Raw genomic sequence first — 14,765 nt, forward strand, 5'->3', positions numbered from 1 at the left:
GAAAAACAATCCGAGGTATTGATTTCAAATCGAATTAGCCCAAAACGGACCGAGCCAATTAGCAAGCATGAAGATTACCAAGAACGATCGAGTAAACGGTCAAAACTACTGAAGACTTGTGCACACTTCATCACTCGGCCATGGCCTTGACCTTGCGTTGTCACTAACTCAACATTTTCAATCTCTTCAGCGGCTTGTGCAGAAATACTGTACTTAGTGAACTTATCCTGCTCATCATGAACAATGATGGCTGGAGACGAGCGCTCAGCCAAACGCTTTAGCGGATCAATTGACTGTAATGGGTAACCAAATTGATCTTCAACTTCAGAAACTACGGCATTAAAAAGCTTCATCGAATAACCTGAACGCGCAATGCTACCGAATAGGTTCTCTACGTAATTCAATACCGGTGCAATAAGCAGTAAAGGCTTGTTTTCTAATTTGCTATGTCTGCACTCAAGAGCAGAAGCGGTGCCCATGCTGTGCCCAACTAGACCAACAATATCGTCTACCGTATCTAACACATCTTCTAACCCTTTGACAAAACCCGGAATGTGCCCATACTGCCCTTCACTCTCACCATGTGCTGGATGATCGTATGCCAAAGCGGTGAAACCTTTCGACGCAATATGTTCCATCAACGGATAAAACTGACTTGCGATACCAGACCAACCATGAGTTAACACCCAAATAGGTCCAGAGCCCAAAGTGTAGGTTTTGATAATGCCTGCATGCCCTTTAATTTCACCTTTGGCAAGTCCTTGAGGTTCGGTGTTTTTAGGTGCTGTGCGAGCAGGTGTCAGGAGCAACTTACGCGCGGTATTCTTTGCATGGGAAGGGGCCAGCGTATGGTGTAAACGCGTACTGATGTTCACCAAACTGCGCTTAATACTGAAACGTTGCGATGTATTAAAGTAAATTTTTTCACTCATGATTATGTCCTTAACTATCAGCTTCGCACAAAAAATAGAACGGTCGTGCTTTTTATACTGATAAGAAAGAGCGAACTCAGCCGCTCTTTATGATTTTATGTCTACAAATCTGGAAAGCGAATAACTGGTATCAGCCTTTCCAGCGAGAAAATAAGTTGTCGATCCCTTGCCAAAACAGACGCAAGCTTTCTTCCTCACCTTTAATTGAGTAAAAAACATGCGCACTCAAATAAAGACCGTATAAATCAAACGTTGCTTGGCGTGTATCTAAGTCTGCTGCAAATTCTTGCTTCTCTTTGCCTTTCGTTATTTGGATCTCCAAATAGCTCAGCCAAGTGTCTATGGATTTACGCAGTCCGGCCTGAAGCGGGCAATCTTTATCTGCAGTGTCATTCCAAGCGTCTAGAAACATACAACTTCCTTGAAATGCGTGGTTCCAAGTCATCCAAGAGTCGAGCAACCCTCGAATTTTACGTTCGATATTGCCATCCCCTGCTTCACGAACAGGCTCAATAACCCGAGCAGCGAACACTTTATTGGCGTGCTCCAATACCGATAGTTGTAAATTCAACTTCGAATTGAAGTGAGCAAACAGACCACTTTTCGACATACCGCATTGCTTGGCTAACTCACCAATCGTAAGACTTTCTAATCCGTCTTCGCTGGCGATCTCAAAAGCCCGTTGCAGAATAAACTCTTTTGTCACTTTTCCTTTTTGCATAATCTTATTTTTAGCACGATCGTTCTTTTTTGCAATCTAGAGTTAACTGGTCTAACCATACATTAGTGTCATTTTCGACTCGCTAATCACGTATTGAGTTGGTTAATGGGTTAATAATTAAGAAGTTTGAAGTAAGTCTTAAATTTAAACACAGCTTCAGTGTAAGCGCGAGTCTGTTGACTTTTTCACGCATTAATTCAGCCACAACCTGCTACTTTCACCTAAGTTTTTTTATTTAGGTAAGTAATGTAATGGCAAAGAAACAAAAAATAGCCAGCTTAGAGTTTGCGCGTATTATTGCGATGTTTGCAATTATAGGATTGCACTGCCAGATGGCCCTGACATACTGGCAATGGGATGGAATACCGTGGGTTGGCTATATGCTCAACCAATTGGCTCGTTTTGCTGTGCCACTGTTTTTTCTCATTTCTGGTTATCTTATCCAGCCCAAGCTAAGCCGCGCACCTATCGAAACACTAAAAAACTACGCCAAACCACTGATGAAGGTTTGGCTCATTTGGAGCGTGATCAGTTTATTGATGCCATTCCAGTGGCAAACTGTCGCTGAGGCGGGGTATCTCGCCGAAAGGCAGGGCTACTGGGGCTACTTAATGTCGACCCCGTTCAATTCACTCGTCGAAGGCGGGCTCGTTCACCTGTGGTTTATTCCAGCTCTGGTCATTGCCGTTGCCTTAATTGCCTTCCTCGTGCGTATCAATATGGCTCAATTGGTACTGCCAACCGCCGTATTGCTATACATATACGGCGTGTTTGCTGGCAGTTATTTGACCATTACCGATCTGCCAGCGCCTTTCTTTACTCGTAATGGGCCGTTTTTCAGTACTTTGCTGGTAACACTGGGTTATCTAGCACGAGAAGAACAGTGGCGATGGTCGCGAAACAATACGATTCGATGCATTCTTCTTGGTATGGCGCTGCATTTTGGTGAAGCTTATTGGCTAATGCAACACGAGGTCGCTTTTAATTCTCACGACTTCCTGTTTGGTACTGTTATCTGGGCCCTGGGTGTCTTCATGTGGCTGTTAGTCCACCCACATTTTGGCGATATGCCTTGGGTATTCAAACTATCTCCTAGCGTGTTAGGCATTTATGTTAGCCATCTGCTTGTGATAATTATAATGATGAATGTCGCTGGATTTATCGGGTTGCAACACCTCGCGAAAGACGCATTTATTTATCCTGCAACGATTGTCGCAACCATAATACTTGTGAAAGCAATTGAGGCTTCGCCGTTGAGAAAATGGCTGCTGCGCTAAATCCATTCAGCGCTCGATATAGCTAGCTCTAGCTCAAAAGGGTTAGAGCTAGCCAGTTAAAAATGAGATTTCTCTCTCACTGACCAATTTTTGACTTTCTAATCCTTCAGAATTTGCCGTCACTCACAAAAAACATTGTTCATTTCCTTTAAATTGGCTCGACTATTACAACATTGCTCATTAAACGGAGGCTGTATGTGGGCAGGTCAAGGACTCGTTCCTTTTTTAGAGATTAGCCATTGGTTAACTTACGGTTTGTATGCCGCTGTGGTTTTATTTGGCGCAGCAAGCATTGCGTCACTCAGAAAATAGTGGCGCACACTATCATTTCCTAACTCCTACTGTTAATTCGAGCTCTCTCACAACTAACTCATTAATTTGTGGCTAATATTTCTCCAACCAGACAAAGGAGAAATGTCTATGCCAATCTATCCAATTGTGGCTTTCTGCTGTTTGTTGTTCTCTAGCGCCACCTTTGCTGCCCCCACCAATGAACTGAACCTTGTTAATTCTGGTGTCGGTTACGCGGCTCTCATTATCTTTTCGATTGCTTACATACTGGTTATGTTGGAAGAGTATCTGAAAATGAGAAAATCCAAGCCTGTGCTGCTCGCTGCAGGGTTAATTTGGATTCTAATTGGCTACACCTTTGCTCAACACAACCAGCCAGAAATCGCCAAATCCGCACTAGAGCACAACTTGTTGGAATACGCGGAACTGCTGCTGTTTTTGTTAGTAGCGATGACTTACATCAATGCTATGGAAGAGCGCAAACTCTTCGATGCCTTACAGGCGTGGATGGTCGGCAAAGGCTTTGGCTTCAAAAAGCTGTTTTGGCTGACGGGGTTTCTCGCCTTTATTATTTCACCGATTGCCGATAACTTAACCACAGCCCTCTTGATGTGTGCTGTGGTGATGAAAGTCTCTGGTGATAATCCTAGATTCGTGAATCTTGCCTGTATCAACATTGTTATCGCTGCCAACGCTGGCGGTGCATTCAGCCCATTTGGTGACATTACGACTCTGATGGTGTGGCAAGCCGGGCATGTCAGCTTTGCTGAATTCATCCCGTTATTCGTCCCGTCACTGGTGAACTATTTGGTTCCTGCATTTTTGATGTCACTCTTTGTTCCAAACACCAAACCGAATACGATTCACCAACACGTAGAACTGAAACGCGGCGCGAGACGTATTGTCGCACTATTCATTCTGACGATTGCCACCGCAGTCTCTTTCCACGCTTTGCTGCACTTCCCACCCGTTATGGGCATGATGATGGGCTTGGCCTACTTACAATTTTTCGGCTACTTCTTACGCCAAACACTCAAACATTCCTTGGCAAAAAAAGCGGCCATGGCAATTGCCAATGGCGACGATCACGCATTAAAACGCTTAGGTTCAGTCGTTCCGTTTGACGTGTTCCACCGTGTATCTCGCGCAGAATGGGACACCTTGCTGTTCTTCTACGGCGTAGTGATGTGTGTCGGCGGTTTGAGCTTACTTGGCTATCTCGAACTGGTTTCAAACGTCATGTACAACCAATGGAACCCTGTCTGGGCCAACGTGATGGTTGGTGTTCTATCTGCCATCGTCGATAACATTCCGGTTATGTTTGCTGTACTGACTATGGAACCAAGCATGTCGATGGGGAACTGGTTACTTGTCACATTGACTGCGGGTGTGGGGGGCAGCTTGCTTTCAATTGGCTCTGCGGCAGGTGTCGCATTAATGGGAGCCGCGCGTGGTCAATATACCTTCTTTGGCCACCTAAAATGGGCTCCCGTCATCGCCTTGGGTTATGCCGCCAGTATTGCAGTGCACTTGTGGATGAATAGCGGTTTATTTACCTAAGCATCGTAACTCACGCTCTTCACTTGCTATGCGACCTAACGGTCTGATGGGTGGTTAACGCCATCCATCACTTCGATAGTTCCCAATTCATATGGGTTGACGCCCTCTAAACAGCCGACATTATAGCCGTACTCACTCGGGTCAGAGCGACGCTGATGGTGCGTATAAATACCACATTCGCCACAGAAAAAGTGCTTCGCTGTGCGAGTGTTAAATTGATACAGCTTCAAAACGTCTTCGCCTTGCACGATACGAATACCATTCAGAGGCACAGATGCCACAATCGCGCCGCGACGTCGACACATGGAGCAATCACATCGTCTCGGCTTCTCAATACCATTAGGTAATGCAAGTTCCAGCTCAACTTTTCCGCAGTGACAACTCAGTCGATGTAATGCGTTGATTTGGGTAGTGCCGACTTTCTTAATCATAACTTTTCCTTGTTGTTTTTCTACCTGTGTACATTATGTTAAACAGGCTAGCGTCAGCACAATCTTGTCCAAAAACTCGACATTCATCACTTTTCGCGACATTTTATTGGCCGATTTGTTAGTTGCTATTTTGGCAACTGTTTATCTCGTTGGATGGACGTGTTGTCTCCGGCGCGGTTTTTAAACCAAGGAAAAAATTTTATGGATAAAGATCATAGCCTAAGAGAGAACCTCTTGGCTCTGACGCTCGGCAGTGCGCTAGTGTCGCTTGGGGTAATATTTTTCAGCAAAGTAGGATTGCTCACCGGCGGTACGGCTGGTTTGGCGATCTTCCTTACCAAAGTGAGTGACTTCAGCTTTGGTCAGATATTTTTCGCTCTCAACCTCCCTTTTTACATTTTGTCTGTAATGCGCATGGGATGGCGCTTCACCATTAATACTTTCATTGCAGTCTCGATTGTTTCTTTTGCGGTCGATCATCTGCACCATGTGATTGAAATTTCACGAATCGAACCTTTCTATGCAGCACTTCTAGGTGGTGGGTTAATTGGAATAGGTATGTTGGTGATTTTCCGTCACAAGATGAGTTTAGGCGGTTTTAACATTCTAGCGTTGTACCTTCAGGAACGTTTGGGGATTCGAGCTGGTAAAGTTCAGATGGCGCTCGATTGTGCCATCGTAGTGATGTCGCTGTTCATTGTGGATGTGCACCTTATCGCTCTATCCGTCCTAGGTGCTGTGGCGACAAACTTGATTTTGGCGATGAACCATAAACCAGGACGATACCAGGCAAAAGCGCAAATAGCTTAATCAACATCGTGTAATGAGTGAACTTACAAAATATGAGCCCCGAGCCATTCGCTCGGGGCTTTTTTATTCAACGTTGAGATCATGTCAACGAACTCGTTGTGCAGTATTGCTGCATCCCCACATCCACTTGAGCTTTATATTTCTGGCTAAGATGGAAGTGCACTTGCATCAGCAAATCATGTGCATGGAACAGCTCAAACGCGTCACCACCATTTTGCTGACAAATGGCTTCGCAGCGCTCGGCATGCTGCTTGGCTTGTCCGGCTTCACCCGCTTTGAGTAAACTCATCGCTAAGCGATACTCAGCACGTTCTTCTTGCATCCAACCACCCGCCACTTTCCAGTAATCCAACGCGAGCTTCGCCGCTTCTAGCATCCTCGATTTTTCCACATCCGTGCGCTCAGCCAGCGCTTCATACTGGCACGCCAAGTTGTTTGCTGTGATTGCGATAGAGCGCGCTAGCGGCCCTTCAGCATCTTGTGGTGTCATACCTAGCGCGGCTTTCTCCAACCATTGGCTCGCCAGTTCAAGCTGAGCAAGCGCAGAAAGTTCATTCGAAATCAGAGCGTAAACTCGGCGTTGGTCTTGCTCTTCCAATAATTCCATATTGTCAGTGCCATCTACGAAGTAGCGCGCAACGGCAATACTGCGTTGCAATGCCGAACTCTCGGCAACCTTGCGTTCATCAAAGCGCTCTAAACAAGCAAGAAACGGTTCTGGACGCTGGAGGTGCCCAATCGCGGTGTGCAGCATCAATGCGAATATTCGCTCGATGTGGCTAACGTTTTCCACCTCACTCAGAGCCGTTTCCAATTGAGCATAAGTTTGTTCGGGCTGTGCTTCGTGATGCTGCCAACACTCACTCATGAATGCATCAAAATCCGTTTTAAAAGGCATGTCCTTATTATCCTTTTTCTATTCGTATAACGAATATGAAACTCTACACTATCGTTTCCCCTGTGTAGCACGCTTAATCACAATATGAGAATCGCCTCACTTAAAGTGGTGTACCTTGCTCCAACGCAAGTAAACGTTGCTTGCGCTCTACTCCACCAGCATACCCTGTCAATTTACCGCTTTTGCCAATAACGCGATGACAAGGCACCACGATAGAAATAGGATTTTTTCCGTTTGCCAACCCAACAGCGCGCACAGCTTTAGGGTTGCCAATCGCGTTGGCGAGATCTTGATAGCTCCACGTCTCGCCGTATGGAATGGTCGTTAGTGCCTGCCAAACTTGATTTTGAAAATCCGTGCCTGTAGCCGCCAAAGGCAGCTCAAATTCATTACGTAGGCCAGAAAAATATTCATTCAACTGGGTAACAGCTTGGCGCAAAATCGGGTGTTGATCGTCTCGCGCTCCCAGTTCACTCGGCTTAGTGGTGCATGTTTCAAACCAAATGCCAAGCAAGCCCTCAGTGTTAGATTGGATGGTCACCGTTCCTAATGGGCTCGGCATTTCGGTATAAAATGTTTTCATGATTGATTCCATAAGTGAAACGTCGCGTAGCTTCCCCAGGGGGCCGCAGTGTGCATATTCAGTGATGGGTAACGTTGCATCGCCTTTTTCACCACTAAGTCTTTATCTAAAAAGCAATCGGGTTGAGATTGCCCTCGCAGTTGAGCATAACTGACTGTCCAAGGTCCAATGCCTTTCAAAGCTAGCCACTGCTGGGGGTCGGCTTCTGAGTTGTCCTGCATGAACTGGGCGAAGCGCACTAGCGTCTCTTTACGGCTTTGCGGCATGCGCAAAAAGCTCACGTCGGTATTCGCTATCGCATCTGGTGTCGGGAAAAAGCGTTTTTCTGACTCTCCACTAAGTGTGGTCACCAATAAGTTAAGTTGACCAATCGCCGCTTTAACCGACACTTGTTGGCCTAAAATCGCTCGAACTCCAGCCTCCCATGCATTCCATACACCAGGAATCCGAATACCTTTACTCGACACAAGCCCCGGTGCAACATAATCCAAATGCTGCTCGACAGTACAAATATCGGCGTCAAGATCGAACATACGACGAATGTCAGACACCAAGTTTTGCAGCTTCGTTACATCTTCAATTTCAAACGCTAGCTCTAGGTACCCTTCACCTTTGGTCGCTTTAAACCATGCTTTACTGGTATCCAGACAAACGTTGCGCTGATAACTCTCATCACTCACCAGCTCAACCCCCTCAATCGCTCGTAAACGGTAGAAGTTCAACATGTGCTGCCAATTCAATTCACCTCGATAAGGCAAGGCAATTCGATTGCTACCCATACCGTCAAACTCTTTGCGACGGACTTGAGAAGGCGTCAATTTGAGAAACTTTTGGAAAGCATCGTTAAAGCGGCGTGTACTATTAAAACCGGCGGCGAAGCCTACTTCCGTGACCGACATAGAACTGGAATGAAGTAACTGTTTGGCGAACATTAATTGTTGATATTGCGCATACTGCTTGGGTGACATGCCTAGATACTGCTCAAACAACATACGTAAGTAGCGATCCGAAATCCCAACACGCCCTGCTAGCTCAGACACCGAGTGGTGATGCAACTCCCCTCGATCAATTAACGAAATCGCTCGTTGAAAGGTCGTTTCTACGCCTTTCCATGCCCAGGAACCCGGCGCGCTATCAGGTCGACAGCGCAAACAAGGACGGTACCCCGCTTGGAGAGCTTGCGCTTTATCGGTGAAGTACTCTACATTTTCTTCTTTAGGTAAATTAGCCGGACAAATTGGGCGACAAAATATCCCCGTTGTTTTCACTGCCACATAAAATCGCCCATCAAAGCGGCTGTCTCGCGCGACTCGCGCCTTATGACACTGCTCGAAAGTCAGTGAGGTATGGGGGTGAATAAACATAGTGCTTTCCTTGCTCATGCCTTTTGTCATTTATTGTTCATAGGCATCGTTCAATATAATGTTATTGTAGCTTGCTTAAGCGCCTACAATTAGCCATTTTCGGAACTCAATATTGAGATTTATTGGCATTAGCGCTTTTGTACACTAAAGTTAGATTCAGAACATCACAACAACGTCGGCTAAAGGGAATTGGCATGGACTTACACACTTGCGTAATTGTACTAAGAAACCAAAAGGTTATTACCAGTAAATCCGTAGATCATTCAATTGGAATTATCGAACGAGACTCAGATAACGAGATCTCAGAAATTCAAATTAATGCCACGGATGGACGTAATATTCGAACCTATCACTACAACAATGTAGAGGAGTCACTAGAGAGCTTAATGAACCTCTGACGGTTTTCTTTAACACACCTTTCTCCCTTGTTAATAGCGAAAGCAATAGAGCACAGCAACCTGTGCTCTTTTTTTGTTTAACAGCAAAAATGTTTATCGAAAATAATGATGGAGCCTGATTTAAAACACGACAAAACTGGCATAAAAAACTCATAAAAAACACTCAAGCAACTGATTAAAAATAACAAAAAGCTGTTATTCAATTTTTTAGAACGAGTTTATCAAAATACTCCCGTTATTTTTATTCTCACCGCCACCTAAACTGTTCTCAACAGCACGGGAGCACACGCTTCCCACTCATTGAAAAGAGTCAGAGGACAGAATCATGAAAGCACTATTACAGAAAATTACCACATCAAACGCAGGTTACAGCGCACTATCACTTCGCGTTCCAATCGGCATTATCTTTATGGCGCACGGCGCACAAAAGCTGTTTGGCTGGTTTGGTGGCTACGGGCTAGAAGGCACAGGTCAGTGGATGGCATCTATCGGTTTAGGTCCTGGCGTGCTCATGGCATTCCTTGCGGGCAGCGCAGAGTTCTTTGGCGGCTTGTTCATTTTACTTGGTCTGCTAACTCGCCCAGCCGCCGTTGCTTTAGCGTTCACGATGGTGGTAGCGATATTCTCCGTCCACTTTGAAAACGGTTTGTTCATGGCAAACAACGGTTACGAGTTTGGCTTAGCTTTACTGGCAGCAAGTGTTTCACTGGCGTTTTCTGGCGCAGGTAAGGCCGCGCTAGATAACTTCTTGAATAAAAAGCTCTCTTAAGGAGGCCCCATGATTACGGTAAGACATGCAGCAGACCGAGGTCGAGCAAACTTTGGCTGGCTTGATAGCAAACATACGTTTTCTTTCGGTAGCTATTACGATCCTCAACATATGGGCTTTTCTGAGCTGAGAGTCATTAATGACGATGTAGTCCAACCTGGCGCAGGTTTTGATACACATGGCCATCGTGATATGGAGATCATCAGCTATGTGCTGGAAGGTGTTATCGCGCACAAAGACAGCGAAGGTAACGTGAAAACATTACCTGCCGGGGAATTCCAACTCATGTCGGCAGGGAAAGGGATTTACCACAGTGAGTACAATGCGTCGAACCGCGACACGCTGCGCTTTCTACAAATTTGGATTCAGCCAAATACATTTGGAACCAAGCCAGGTTATCAGCAAAAAGACTTTGGTCGCACGCCTGGACTAACAACTATCGCGACTCCAACAGGAGAAAACGGTACGCTACTTATTAAGCAAGATGCCACATTACATCAGTTAATTCTTGAACCAAATAGCGAACTTAACTTTGAGATAGAATCGGGTAGAAACTTATTCGTTCACCAAGTAACGGGAAGCCTTAGCATCGACAATACCACCTTGACGGCGGGCGACGGCGCGAAGGTCGAACAGCAAAGTAAGGTTGTTTTACGCAATACATCGAACGAGAGCACAACCGCCCTGCTATTTGACTTGCCATAACTATCGATTCATCGAGATAAAAAGAAAGCCGCCTGGATTTTCCAAGGCGGCTTTTTAATTTCTCTGACTTTTCACTCAACGCTATTCGTCGGAAGTGCCGGAACCAATTTGCTGAAAACTGTAAGCCGTCAGTGGATCAATCTCTTTGACAATTTCTTCCACTTGCTTAATCGCGTCTACAGACGAGCTAGCTTTACGATAGCTCAAATAGATAGGGCGACACCAATCTTCTACGCCAGACACCTTGTGAAGCTGCCCATTGGCGATAAAGGGCTCTACCAGAGAGATGGGTAAGTAAGCGGCACCGCCCTTCTCCAAAATAAAGTCCAATGCTATACGCGCTGTTGACGTGCGTAGATACGGAGCCGGGATCTTAGGGTGACGCTCAGAATGCTCTGAGGAGAAGCGCGTTCCCCAATCCACATACACGTATTTGTTTTCAAAAACGGTGTCTAAAGAGTCTTTCTCAGTCGATACCAAAACGAGAACAACATCGGCCACTTTTTTGCAGTTAAGCTCATCAGCTTTGATTTGGTCGAACGCAAATGCCATATCTAACGTGCGCTCTAGCAAGCTGCGACTGAGCATTTCCCGCCCCATCACTTCTGCCATAAAACCATAACCACCAAATGAATCTGTGACGACACTTAAACAGTTTTGCAAGTAGGCGTCCCAAATATTTGGCGTACCACCTAACGTTAATTGCAGCGCTTTGCCATCTTCAAGTGATAACTCTAGCTTCGCTTGTTGCAATGTGGTGACCATCACCTCTGCATAACTGATTAAGCGCTCACCTGCAGAGGTCAACTTTATGTTATTTCGATCACGAATAAACAATTGCGTATCGAAGTAACTTTCCAATTGTTTGATACGTGCGCTCACTGCAGCTTGGGTAATATAAAGATTCTCAGCGGCGCGCCCGAAGTGACGAACCCTTGCCAGCTCTAAAAATGTTCGAAAGACTTTTACATCCATAAACCATCTCCTGGTTAATATAAAACCAGATTAACAACTAATTAAAATCATGACGACAAAAAAGTTTTGTTTTTCTTTTGTTAGCTTTACGCCTAATTTTCGCCGTAGTTCACTACATTCATCAATAACGGTTACAGAGGCTGTTGACATGTCTGACACTGAATTCCGTCATGGCAAAAAACGTTTTTACGACAACGTAAAATTCCCACGCGGCTTTGCAAAGTCTGGCGATTTTACTCTCTCGGAAGAGGAAATCCTAACAATTTATGGGGATACTATGCTTGGCTTAGAGTCAGGCGAATTAACACCTGAAAATAGCGAAGAGAAACACTTCATCAAGGTGCTAGAAAACCCAGGCAAAGCAAAAACAAAACTTGAGCGTACGTGGCTAAAGTACACCCAACTTGCTCGTGGTCGCAAGCGCTTCCACACGCTAAATGGTCGTAATAAGCCTGACGCGACAGAAGATTACATTGAAGAGAGTTTGGTCGAAGACGATTAATAACCAAATAAACTAATTCTCGCCTTTTTCTAGCAGTAGGTAATAGGCGAAAGCTCGTTTGGTTTGACTGAGCGAGCAAAACAAGCTCATTTCTTCTCCTAAAGCCCAAGGGCGCGTTCTCCCAAGGGCTTTTTTAGTATTTAGTGCTGCCAGTCTACTTTGCAAGCATCGCGATCTTTTTCAAAAAGCTCTCTTTCAAGTGCTCTTGGTCGTACTCCAATTGATAGGTATTGTGGAAGCCAACCTTTAGCTCAACACCATTCCCTCGTAAGAAAACGTTGTACCCGTCGTAATCGGAAAACGCTTCTACACCTTCATACATTTTGCCAAATTCGGTTGGTGTACCGTTGTTCATCACACATTCGTAAGCCTGTAGTACTTTGCTCGGATCTAACTCATTTTTCATACCGAATTCCTCACTGGTTTACACATTTCAATTATGGTTAAGGAATGAGCGTCGTGCCATGTCCATCCCATAATATTTGAAGTTCGTGTGCGATTTCACACTCTGTAGGTTGTTAAAAAACAAGGTTAAGTGCGAAGACAGAACTTAATTTAGATCATAAATTTTATCTATCAATTCGTCAGTTTCATAATGCAATTTCTTTGTAAAAAATCGGCTTATAAAAGCATTTAGATATAAAAACAGTCGATAAAATCAACACTGGTTAAAGAAAAAGCAAAATTTTGACCTAAAACAATAGCAGTTCTTCATTACTTATTTTATAATGCGAATTAATGTTTCGGTACATCGTAAATTCCAATAACTAGGGGCACAAAATGAGACTTATCCCGTTAACTCGAGCAGCACAAGTAGGTAAGTGGGCAGCTGCGCATATCGCTAAGCGTATCAACGACTTTAAACCTACTGCTGAGCGTCCATTCGTTCTGGGTCTACCAACTGGTGGCACTCCTCTAGCAACCTACAAAGCCCTAATCGAGCTTTACCAAGCCGGCGAAGTGAGCTTCAAAAACGTCGTGACTTTCAACATGGATGAGTACATTGGCATCCCTGCAGATCACCCAGAGTCTTACCGCTCGTTCATGTACAACAACTTCTTTAATCACATTGATATCCAAGAAGAAAACATCAACCTACTGAACGGTAACACTGACGATCACGACGCAGAATGTAAGCGTTACGAAGACAAAATTAAGTCTTACGGCAAGATCAACCTGTTCATGGGCGGCGTGGGTAACGACGGTCACATCGCGTTCAACGAGCCAGCGTCATCTCTGTCTTCTCGTACTCGTATCAAGACACTGACTGAAGACACTCGCATTGCGAACTCTCGCTTCTTTGACGGCGATATCAACCAAGTGCCTAAATACGCACTGACTATCGGTGTGGGTACACTGCTAGACGCAGAAGAAGTGATGATTCTGGTAACAGGTCATAACAAAGCTCAAGCACTTGAAGCAGCAGTAGAAGGTTGTGTAAACCACCTATGGACGGTTTCTGCACTTCAACTTCACCCTAAAGCAGTGATTGTATGTGACGAGCCAGCTCAACAAGAACTGAAAGTGAAGACAGTGAAGTACTTCTCGGAGCTAGAAGCGGAAAACATCAAAGGTTTTTAATCCATAGGATGACAGCCTAGATGCACGCTAAAAATACGAAACCCGTGATCAATCACGGGTTTTTTCTTATCTGAACAGCGGGCTTAAGTCGTTAATAAGCTTTAATACCAAACTGACGAAGACGCTTAGGCAGCACTTCATCTAACTTGTCTAGTTCACTCGGTTCGACTTCGATAAGGTTAAAATGATGCTGCTCATAAACAGTACGAATGGTTTCACGGTCAGCCTCAGCCATCTCCCCAGTATCACTTCCCCAAAACTGTAAATAGACTTTACCGCCTGGCAAATAAAAATCACTGGTGACATCTTGGTCAATCGGCAGCTGACGTTCATAAGCGTGCACCACACCAGCCAAGTACAGCCAGTTGTCGATGAGCAACTCCCCCTTAGAGCGCACGTAATGCCCATCTAATGTTCGGTGTTTGGCTTCAAACTTTTGGCGAAAGCTTGAGTACGATTTATCCGTGGAGTGTGACTCCGCATCTTGCCCTAAAAATTCAATGACAGACTGCTTAAGACGCTTATTACGCAGCACCACATCGTGCCATACGACAAAGGTATTTTGTATCTCTTTATCGGTTCTTTGCTGGCCACCAGCGCGTATACCAGCTTCAGTGACACTCCAACCTTCTTCAGATTTGGCGATCCACCCCAACTCACTCAACAGTTGGTTCATGCGCTTCGCATTCAGTTTCAGCTTTTCACCCAGCTGCGTGGCGCTTAATGTTTTCCCTGAGCTGGAAGTCAGCTCAATATGTAAATTGGTCGGCCAGACGATGAACTGGCCAAATTTAGGGTGATCCACATACTCGCCGCCAAACTTGGCGCCTTCTTCCGTCATAATCCATTTTTCGTCTTGGCGAACAATGTAGCCAGCACGTTTGAGATCGGCAAACAACAGCTTGGCTTCAACCTTACGCATTTTCGCTAATGCCGACGTCGATATTTTTTCAGACATGTGGGTACCT

17 protein-coding genes are annotated in these 14,765 nt (G+C 45.1%); 8 read left to right on the forward strand and 9 right to left on the reverse strand.

From position 1 onward, the window contains the following. Positions 1 to 74: 74 nt before the first annotated feature. Positions 75 to 932, reverse strand: a complete 858-nt coding sequence (locus tag LIX84_RS09940; protein ID WP_226421196.1) for an alpha/beta fold hydrolase — start codon at positions 930 to 932, stop codon at positions 75 to 77. A gap of 130 nt (positions 933 to 1,062) precedes the next feature. Next, positions 1,063 to 1,653: a TetR/AcrR family transcriptional regulator gene (locus tag LIX84_RS09945; RefSeq protein WP_005392013.1), complete on the reverse strand. Its 591-nt coding sequence runs from the start codon at positions 1,651 to 1,653 to the stop codon at positions 1,063 to 1,065. A 251-nt stretch (positions 1,654 to 1,904) separates the two neighbouring features. Here LIX84_RS09945 and LIX84_RS09950 point away from each other — a divergent pair, with 251 nt between their 5' ends. Both LIX84_RS09950 and nhaD read left to right on the forward strand, forming a co-directional pair. After that, the gene (locus LIX84_RS09950) at positions 1,905 to 2,930 is read left to right on the forward strand and encodes an acyltransferase (protein WP_226421197.1); all 1,026 of its coding nucleotides are present in this window, start codon (positions 1,905 to 1,907) and stop codon (positions 2,928 to 2,930) included. A 420-nt stretch (positions 2,931 to 3,350) separates the two neighbouring features. Then, positions 3,351 to 4,781 carry a sodium:proton antiporter NhaD gene (gene nhaD, locus LIX84_RS09955; RefSeq protein ID WP_005392020.1) on the forward strand — a complete coding sequence of 477 codons (1,431 nt, stop codon included), beginning with the start codon at positions 3,351 to 3,353 and terminating at the stop codon, positions 4,779 to 4,781. A 35-nt stretch (positions 4,782 to 4,816) separates the two neighbouring features. Here the strand turns inward: nhaD and LIX84_RS09960 are convergent, their stop codons facing one another. Beyond that, positions 4,817 to 5,212 carry a GFA family protein gene (locus LIX84_RS09960; RefSeq protein WP_006740934.1) on the reverse strand — a complete coding sequence of 132 codons (396 nt, stop codon included), beginning with the start codon at positions 5,210 to 5,212 and terminating at the stop codon, positions 4,817 to 4,819. Positions 5,213 to 5,413: 201 nt separating this feature from the next. Here LIX84_RS09960 and LIX84_RS09965 point away from each other — a divergent pair, with 201 nt between their 5' ends. After that, positions 5,414 to 6,022 carry a YitT family protein gene (locus tag LIX84_RS09965; RefSeq protein WP_226421198.1) on the forward strand — a complete coding sequence of 203 codons (609 nt, stop codon included), beginning with the start codon at positions 5,414 to 5,416 and terminating at the stop codon, positions 6,020 to 6,022. Positions 6,023 to 6,101: 79 nt separating this feature from the next. Here LIX84_RS09965 and LIX84_RS09970 read toward each other — a convergent pair whose 3' ends face one another. From LIX84_RS09970 to LIX84_RS09980, 3 genes are all read right to left on the reverse strand, one after another. Next, on the reverse strand, positions 6,102 to 6,920 hold the full coding sequence (locus LIX84_RS09970; protein WP_226421199.1) for a hypothetical protein: 819 nt from the start codon (positions 6,918 to 6,920) through the stop codon (positions 6,102 to 6,104). Between the two features lie 100 nt (positions 6,921 to 7,020). Continuing rightward, positions 7,021 to 7,503 (reverse strand): methylated-DNA--[protein]-cysteine S-methyltransferase, encoded by a 483-nt coding sequence (locus tag LIX84_RS09975; protein ID WP_005392035.1) that lies wholly within the window; start codon positions 7,501 to 7,503, stop codon positions 7,021 to 7,023. Next, positions 7,500 to 8,867 (reverse strand): AlkA N-terminal domain-containing protein, encoded by a 1,368-nt coding sequence (locus LIX84_RS09980; protein ID WP_226421200.1) that lies wholly within the window; start codon positions 8,865 to 8,867, stop codon positions 7,500 to 7,502. The genes LIX84_RS09975 and LIX84_RS09980 overlap by 4 nt, the downstream gene beginning before the upstream one ends. Before the next feature lie 194 nt (positions 8,868 to 9,061). On the opposite strand from LIX84_RS09980, the gene LIX84_RS09985 reads away from it, so the two are divergent. From LIX84_RS09985 to LIX84_RS09995, 3 genes are all read left to right on the forward strand, one after another. Then, positions 9,062 to 9,265, forward strand: a complete 204-nt coding sequence (locus tag LIX84_RS09985; protein ID WP_017633816.1) for a hypothetical protein — start codon at positions 9,062 to 9,064, stop codon at positions 9,263 to 9,265. Positions 9,266 to 9,590: 325 nt separating this feature from the next. After that, positions 9,591 to 10,034 (forward strand): DoxX family protein, encoded by a 444-nt coding sequence (locus LIX84_RS09990; protein ID WP_005392037.1) that lies wholly within the window; start codon positions 9,591 to 9,593, stop codon positions 10,032 to 10,034. Positions 10,035 to 10,043: 9 nt separating this feature from the next. Continuing rightward, positions 10,044 to 10,739, forward strand: a complete 696-nt coding sequence (locus LIX84_RS09995; protein ID WP_054866741.1) for a pirin family protein — start codon at positions 10,044 to 10,046, stop codon at positions 10,737 to 10,739. An 81-nt stretch (positions 10,740 to 10,820) separates the two neighbouring features. Here LIX84_RS09995 and LIX84_RS10000 read toward each other — a convergent pair whose 3' ends face one another. Then, entirely contained in the window at positions 10,821 to 11,714 is an 894-nt protein-coding gene (locus tag LIX84_RS10000) for a LysR family transcriptional regulator (RefSeq protein ID WP_005374436.1), read from the reverse strand. A 148-nt stretch (positions 11,715 to 11,862) separates the two neighbouring features. Between LIX84_RS10000 and LIX84_RS10005 the strand changes: the two genes are divergently transcribed. Further along, complete coding sequence (locus tag LIX84_RS10005; protein WP_005392041.1) at positions 11,863 to 12,216, forward strand: DUF413 domain-containing protein; 354 nt, start codon at positions 11,863 to 11,865, stop codon at positions 12,214 to 12,216. A 154-nt stretch (positions 12,217 to 12,370) separates the two neighbouring features. On the opposite strand, the gene LIX84_RS10010 is transcribed toward LIX84_RS10005, so the two are convergent. Continuing rightward, positions 12,371 to 12,622, reverse strand: a complete 252-nt coding sequence (locus LIX84_RS10010) for a DUF3081 domain-containing protein (RefSeq protein ID WP_005392042.1) — start codon at positions 12,620 to 12,622, stop codon at positions 12,371 to 12,373. Between the two features lie 374 nt (positions 12,623 to 12,996). Between LIX84_RS10010 and nagB the strand changes: the two genes are divergently transcribed. After that, complete coding sequence (gene nagB / locus LIX84_RS10015) at positions 12,997 to 13,797, forward strand: glucosamine-6-phosphate deaminase (RefSeq protein WP_006740926.1); 801 nt, start codon at positions 12,997 to 12,999, stop codon at positions 13,795 to 13,797. Positions 13,798 to 13,888: 91 nt separating this feature from the next. Here nagB and LIX84_RS10020 read toward each other — a convergent pair whose 3' ends face one another. Next, positions 13,889 to 14,755 carry a glycerol kinase gene (locus LIX84_RS10020; protein ID WP_226421201.1) on the reverse strand — a complete coding sequence of 289 codons (867 nt, stop codon included), beginning with the start codon at positions 14,753 to 14,755 and terminating at the stop codon, positions 13,889 to 13,891. Positions 14,756 to 14,765: the final 10 nt, after the last annotated feature.

This window comes from Vibrio sp. E14 (assembly GCF_020515785.1).
GTDB lineage: Bacteria > Pseudomonadota > Gammaproteobacteria > Enterobacterales > Vibrionaceae > Vibrio > Vibrio diabolicus.

Bases quoted from the DNA above. Each gene is read 5' to 3' on its own strand.
- LIX84_RS10020 (WP_226421201.1), bottom strand. From the start codon at position 14,755: ATGTCTGAAAAAATATCGACGTCGGCATTAGCGAAAATGCGTAAGGTT.
- LIX84_RS09980 (WP_226421200.1), bottom strand. From the start codon at position 8,867: ATGTTTATTCACCCCCATACCTCACTGACTTTCGAGCAGTGTCATAAG.
- LIX84_RS09960 (WP_006740934.1), bottom strand. From the start codon at position 5,212: ATGATTAAGAAAGTCGGCACTACCCAAATCAACGCATTACATCGACTG.
- LIX84_RS10010 (WP_005392042.1), bottom strand. From the start codon at position 12,622: ATGAAAAATGAGTTAGATCCGAGCAAAGTACTACAGGCTTACGAATGT.
- LIX84_RS09985 (WP_017633816.1), top strand. From the start codon at position 9,062: ATGGACTTACACACTTGCGTAATTGTACTAAGAAACCAAAAGGTTATT.
- LIX84_RS09975 (WP_005392035.1), bottom strand. From the start codon at position 7,503: ATGAAAACATTTTATACCGAAATGCCGAGCCCATTAGGAACGGTGACC.
- LIX84_RS10000 (WP_005374436.1), bottom strand. From the start codon at position 11,714: ATGGATGTAAAAGTCTTTCGAACATTTTTAGAGCTGGCAAGGGTTCGT.
- LIX84_RS09970 (WP_226421199.1), bottom strand. From the start codon at position 6,920: ATGCCTTTTAAAACGGATTTTGATGCATTCATGAGTGAGTGTTGGCAG.
- LIX84_RS09995 (WP_054866741.1), top strand. From the start codon at position 10,044: ATGATTACGGTAAGACATGCAGCAGACCGAGGTCGAGCAAACTTTGGC.
- LIX84_RS09945 (WP_005392013.1), bottom strand. From the start codon at position 1,653: ATGCAAAAAGGAAAAGTGACAAAAGAGTTTATTCTGCAACGGGCTTTT.
- LIX84_RS09965 (WP_226421198.1), top strand. From the start codon at position 5,414: ATGGATAAAGATCATAGCCTAAGAGAGAACCTCTTGGCTCTGACGCTC.
- LIX84_RS09950 (WP_226421197.1), top strand. From the start codon at position 1,905: ATGGCAAAGAAACAAAAAATAGCCAGCTTAGAGTTTGCGCGTATTATT.
- LIX84_RS09940 (WP_226421196.1), bottom strand. From the start codon at position 932: ATGAGTGAAAAAATTTACTTTAATACATCGCAACGTTTCAGTATTAAG.
- nagB (WP_006740926.1), top strand. From the start codon at position 12,997: ATGAGACTTATCCCGTTAACTCGAGCAGCACAAGTAGGTAAGTGGGCA.
- LIX84_RS09990 (WP_005392037.1), top strand. From the start codon at position 9,591: ATGAAAGCACTATTACAGAAAATTACCACATCAAACGCAGGTTACAGC.
- LIX84_RS10005 (WP_005392041.1), top strand. From the start codon at position 11,863: ATGTCTGACACTGAATTCCGTCATGGCAAAAAACGTTTTTACGACAAC.
- nhaD (WP_005392020.1), top strand. From the start codon at position 3,351: ATGCCAATCTATCCAATTGTGGCTTTCTGCTGTTTGTTGTTCTCTAGC.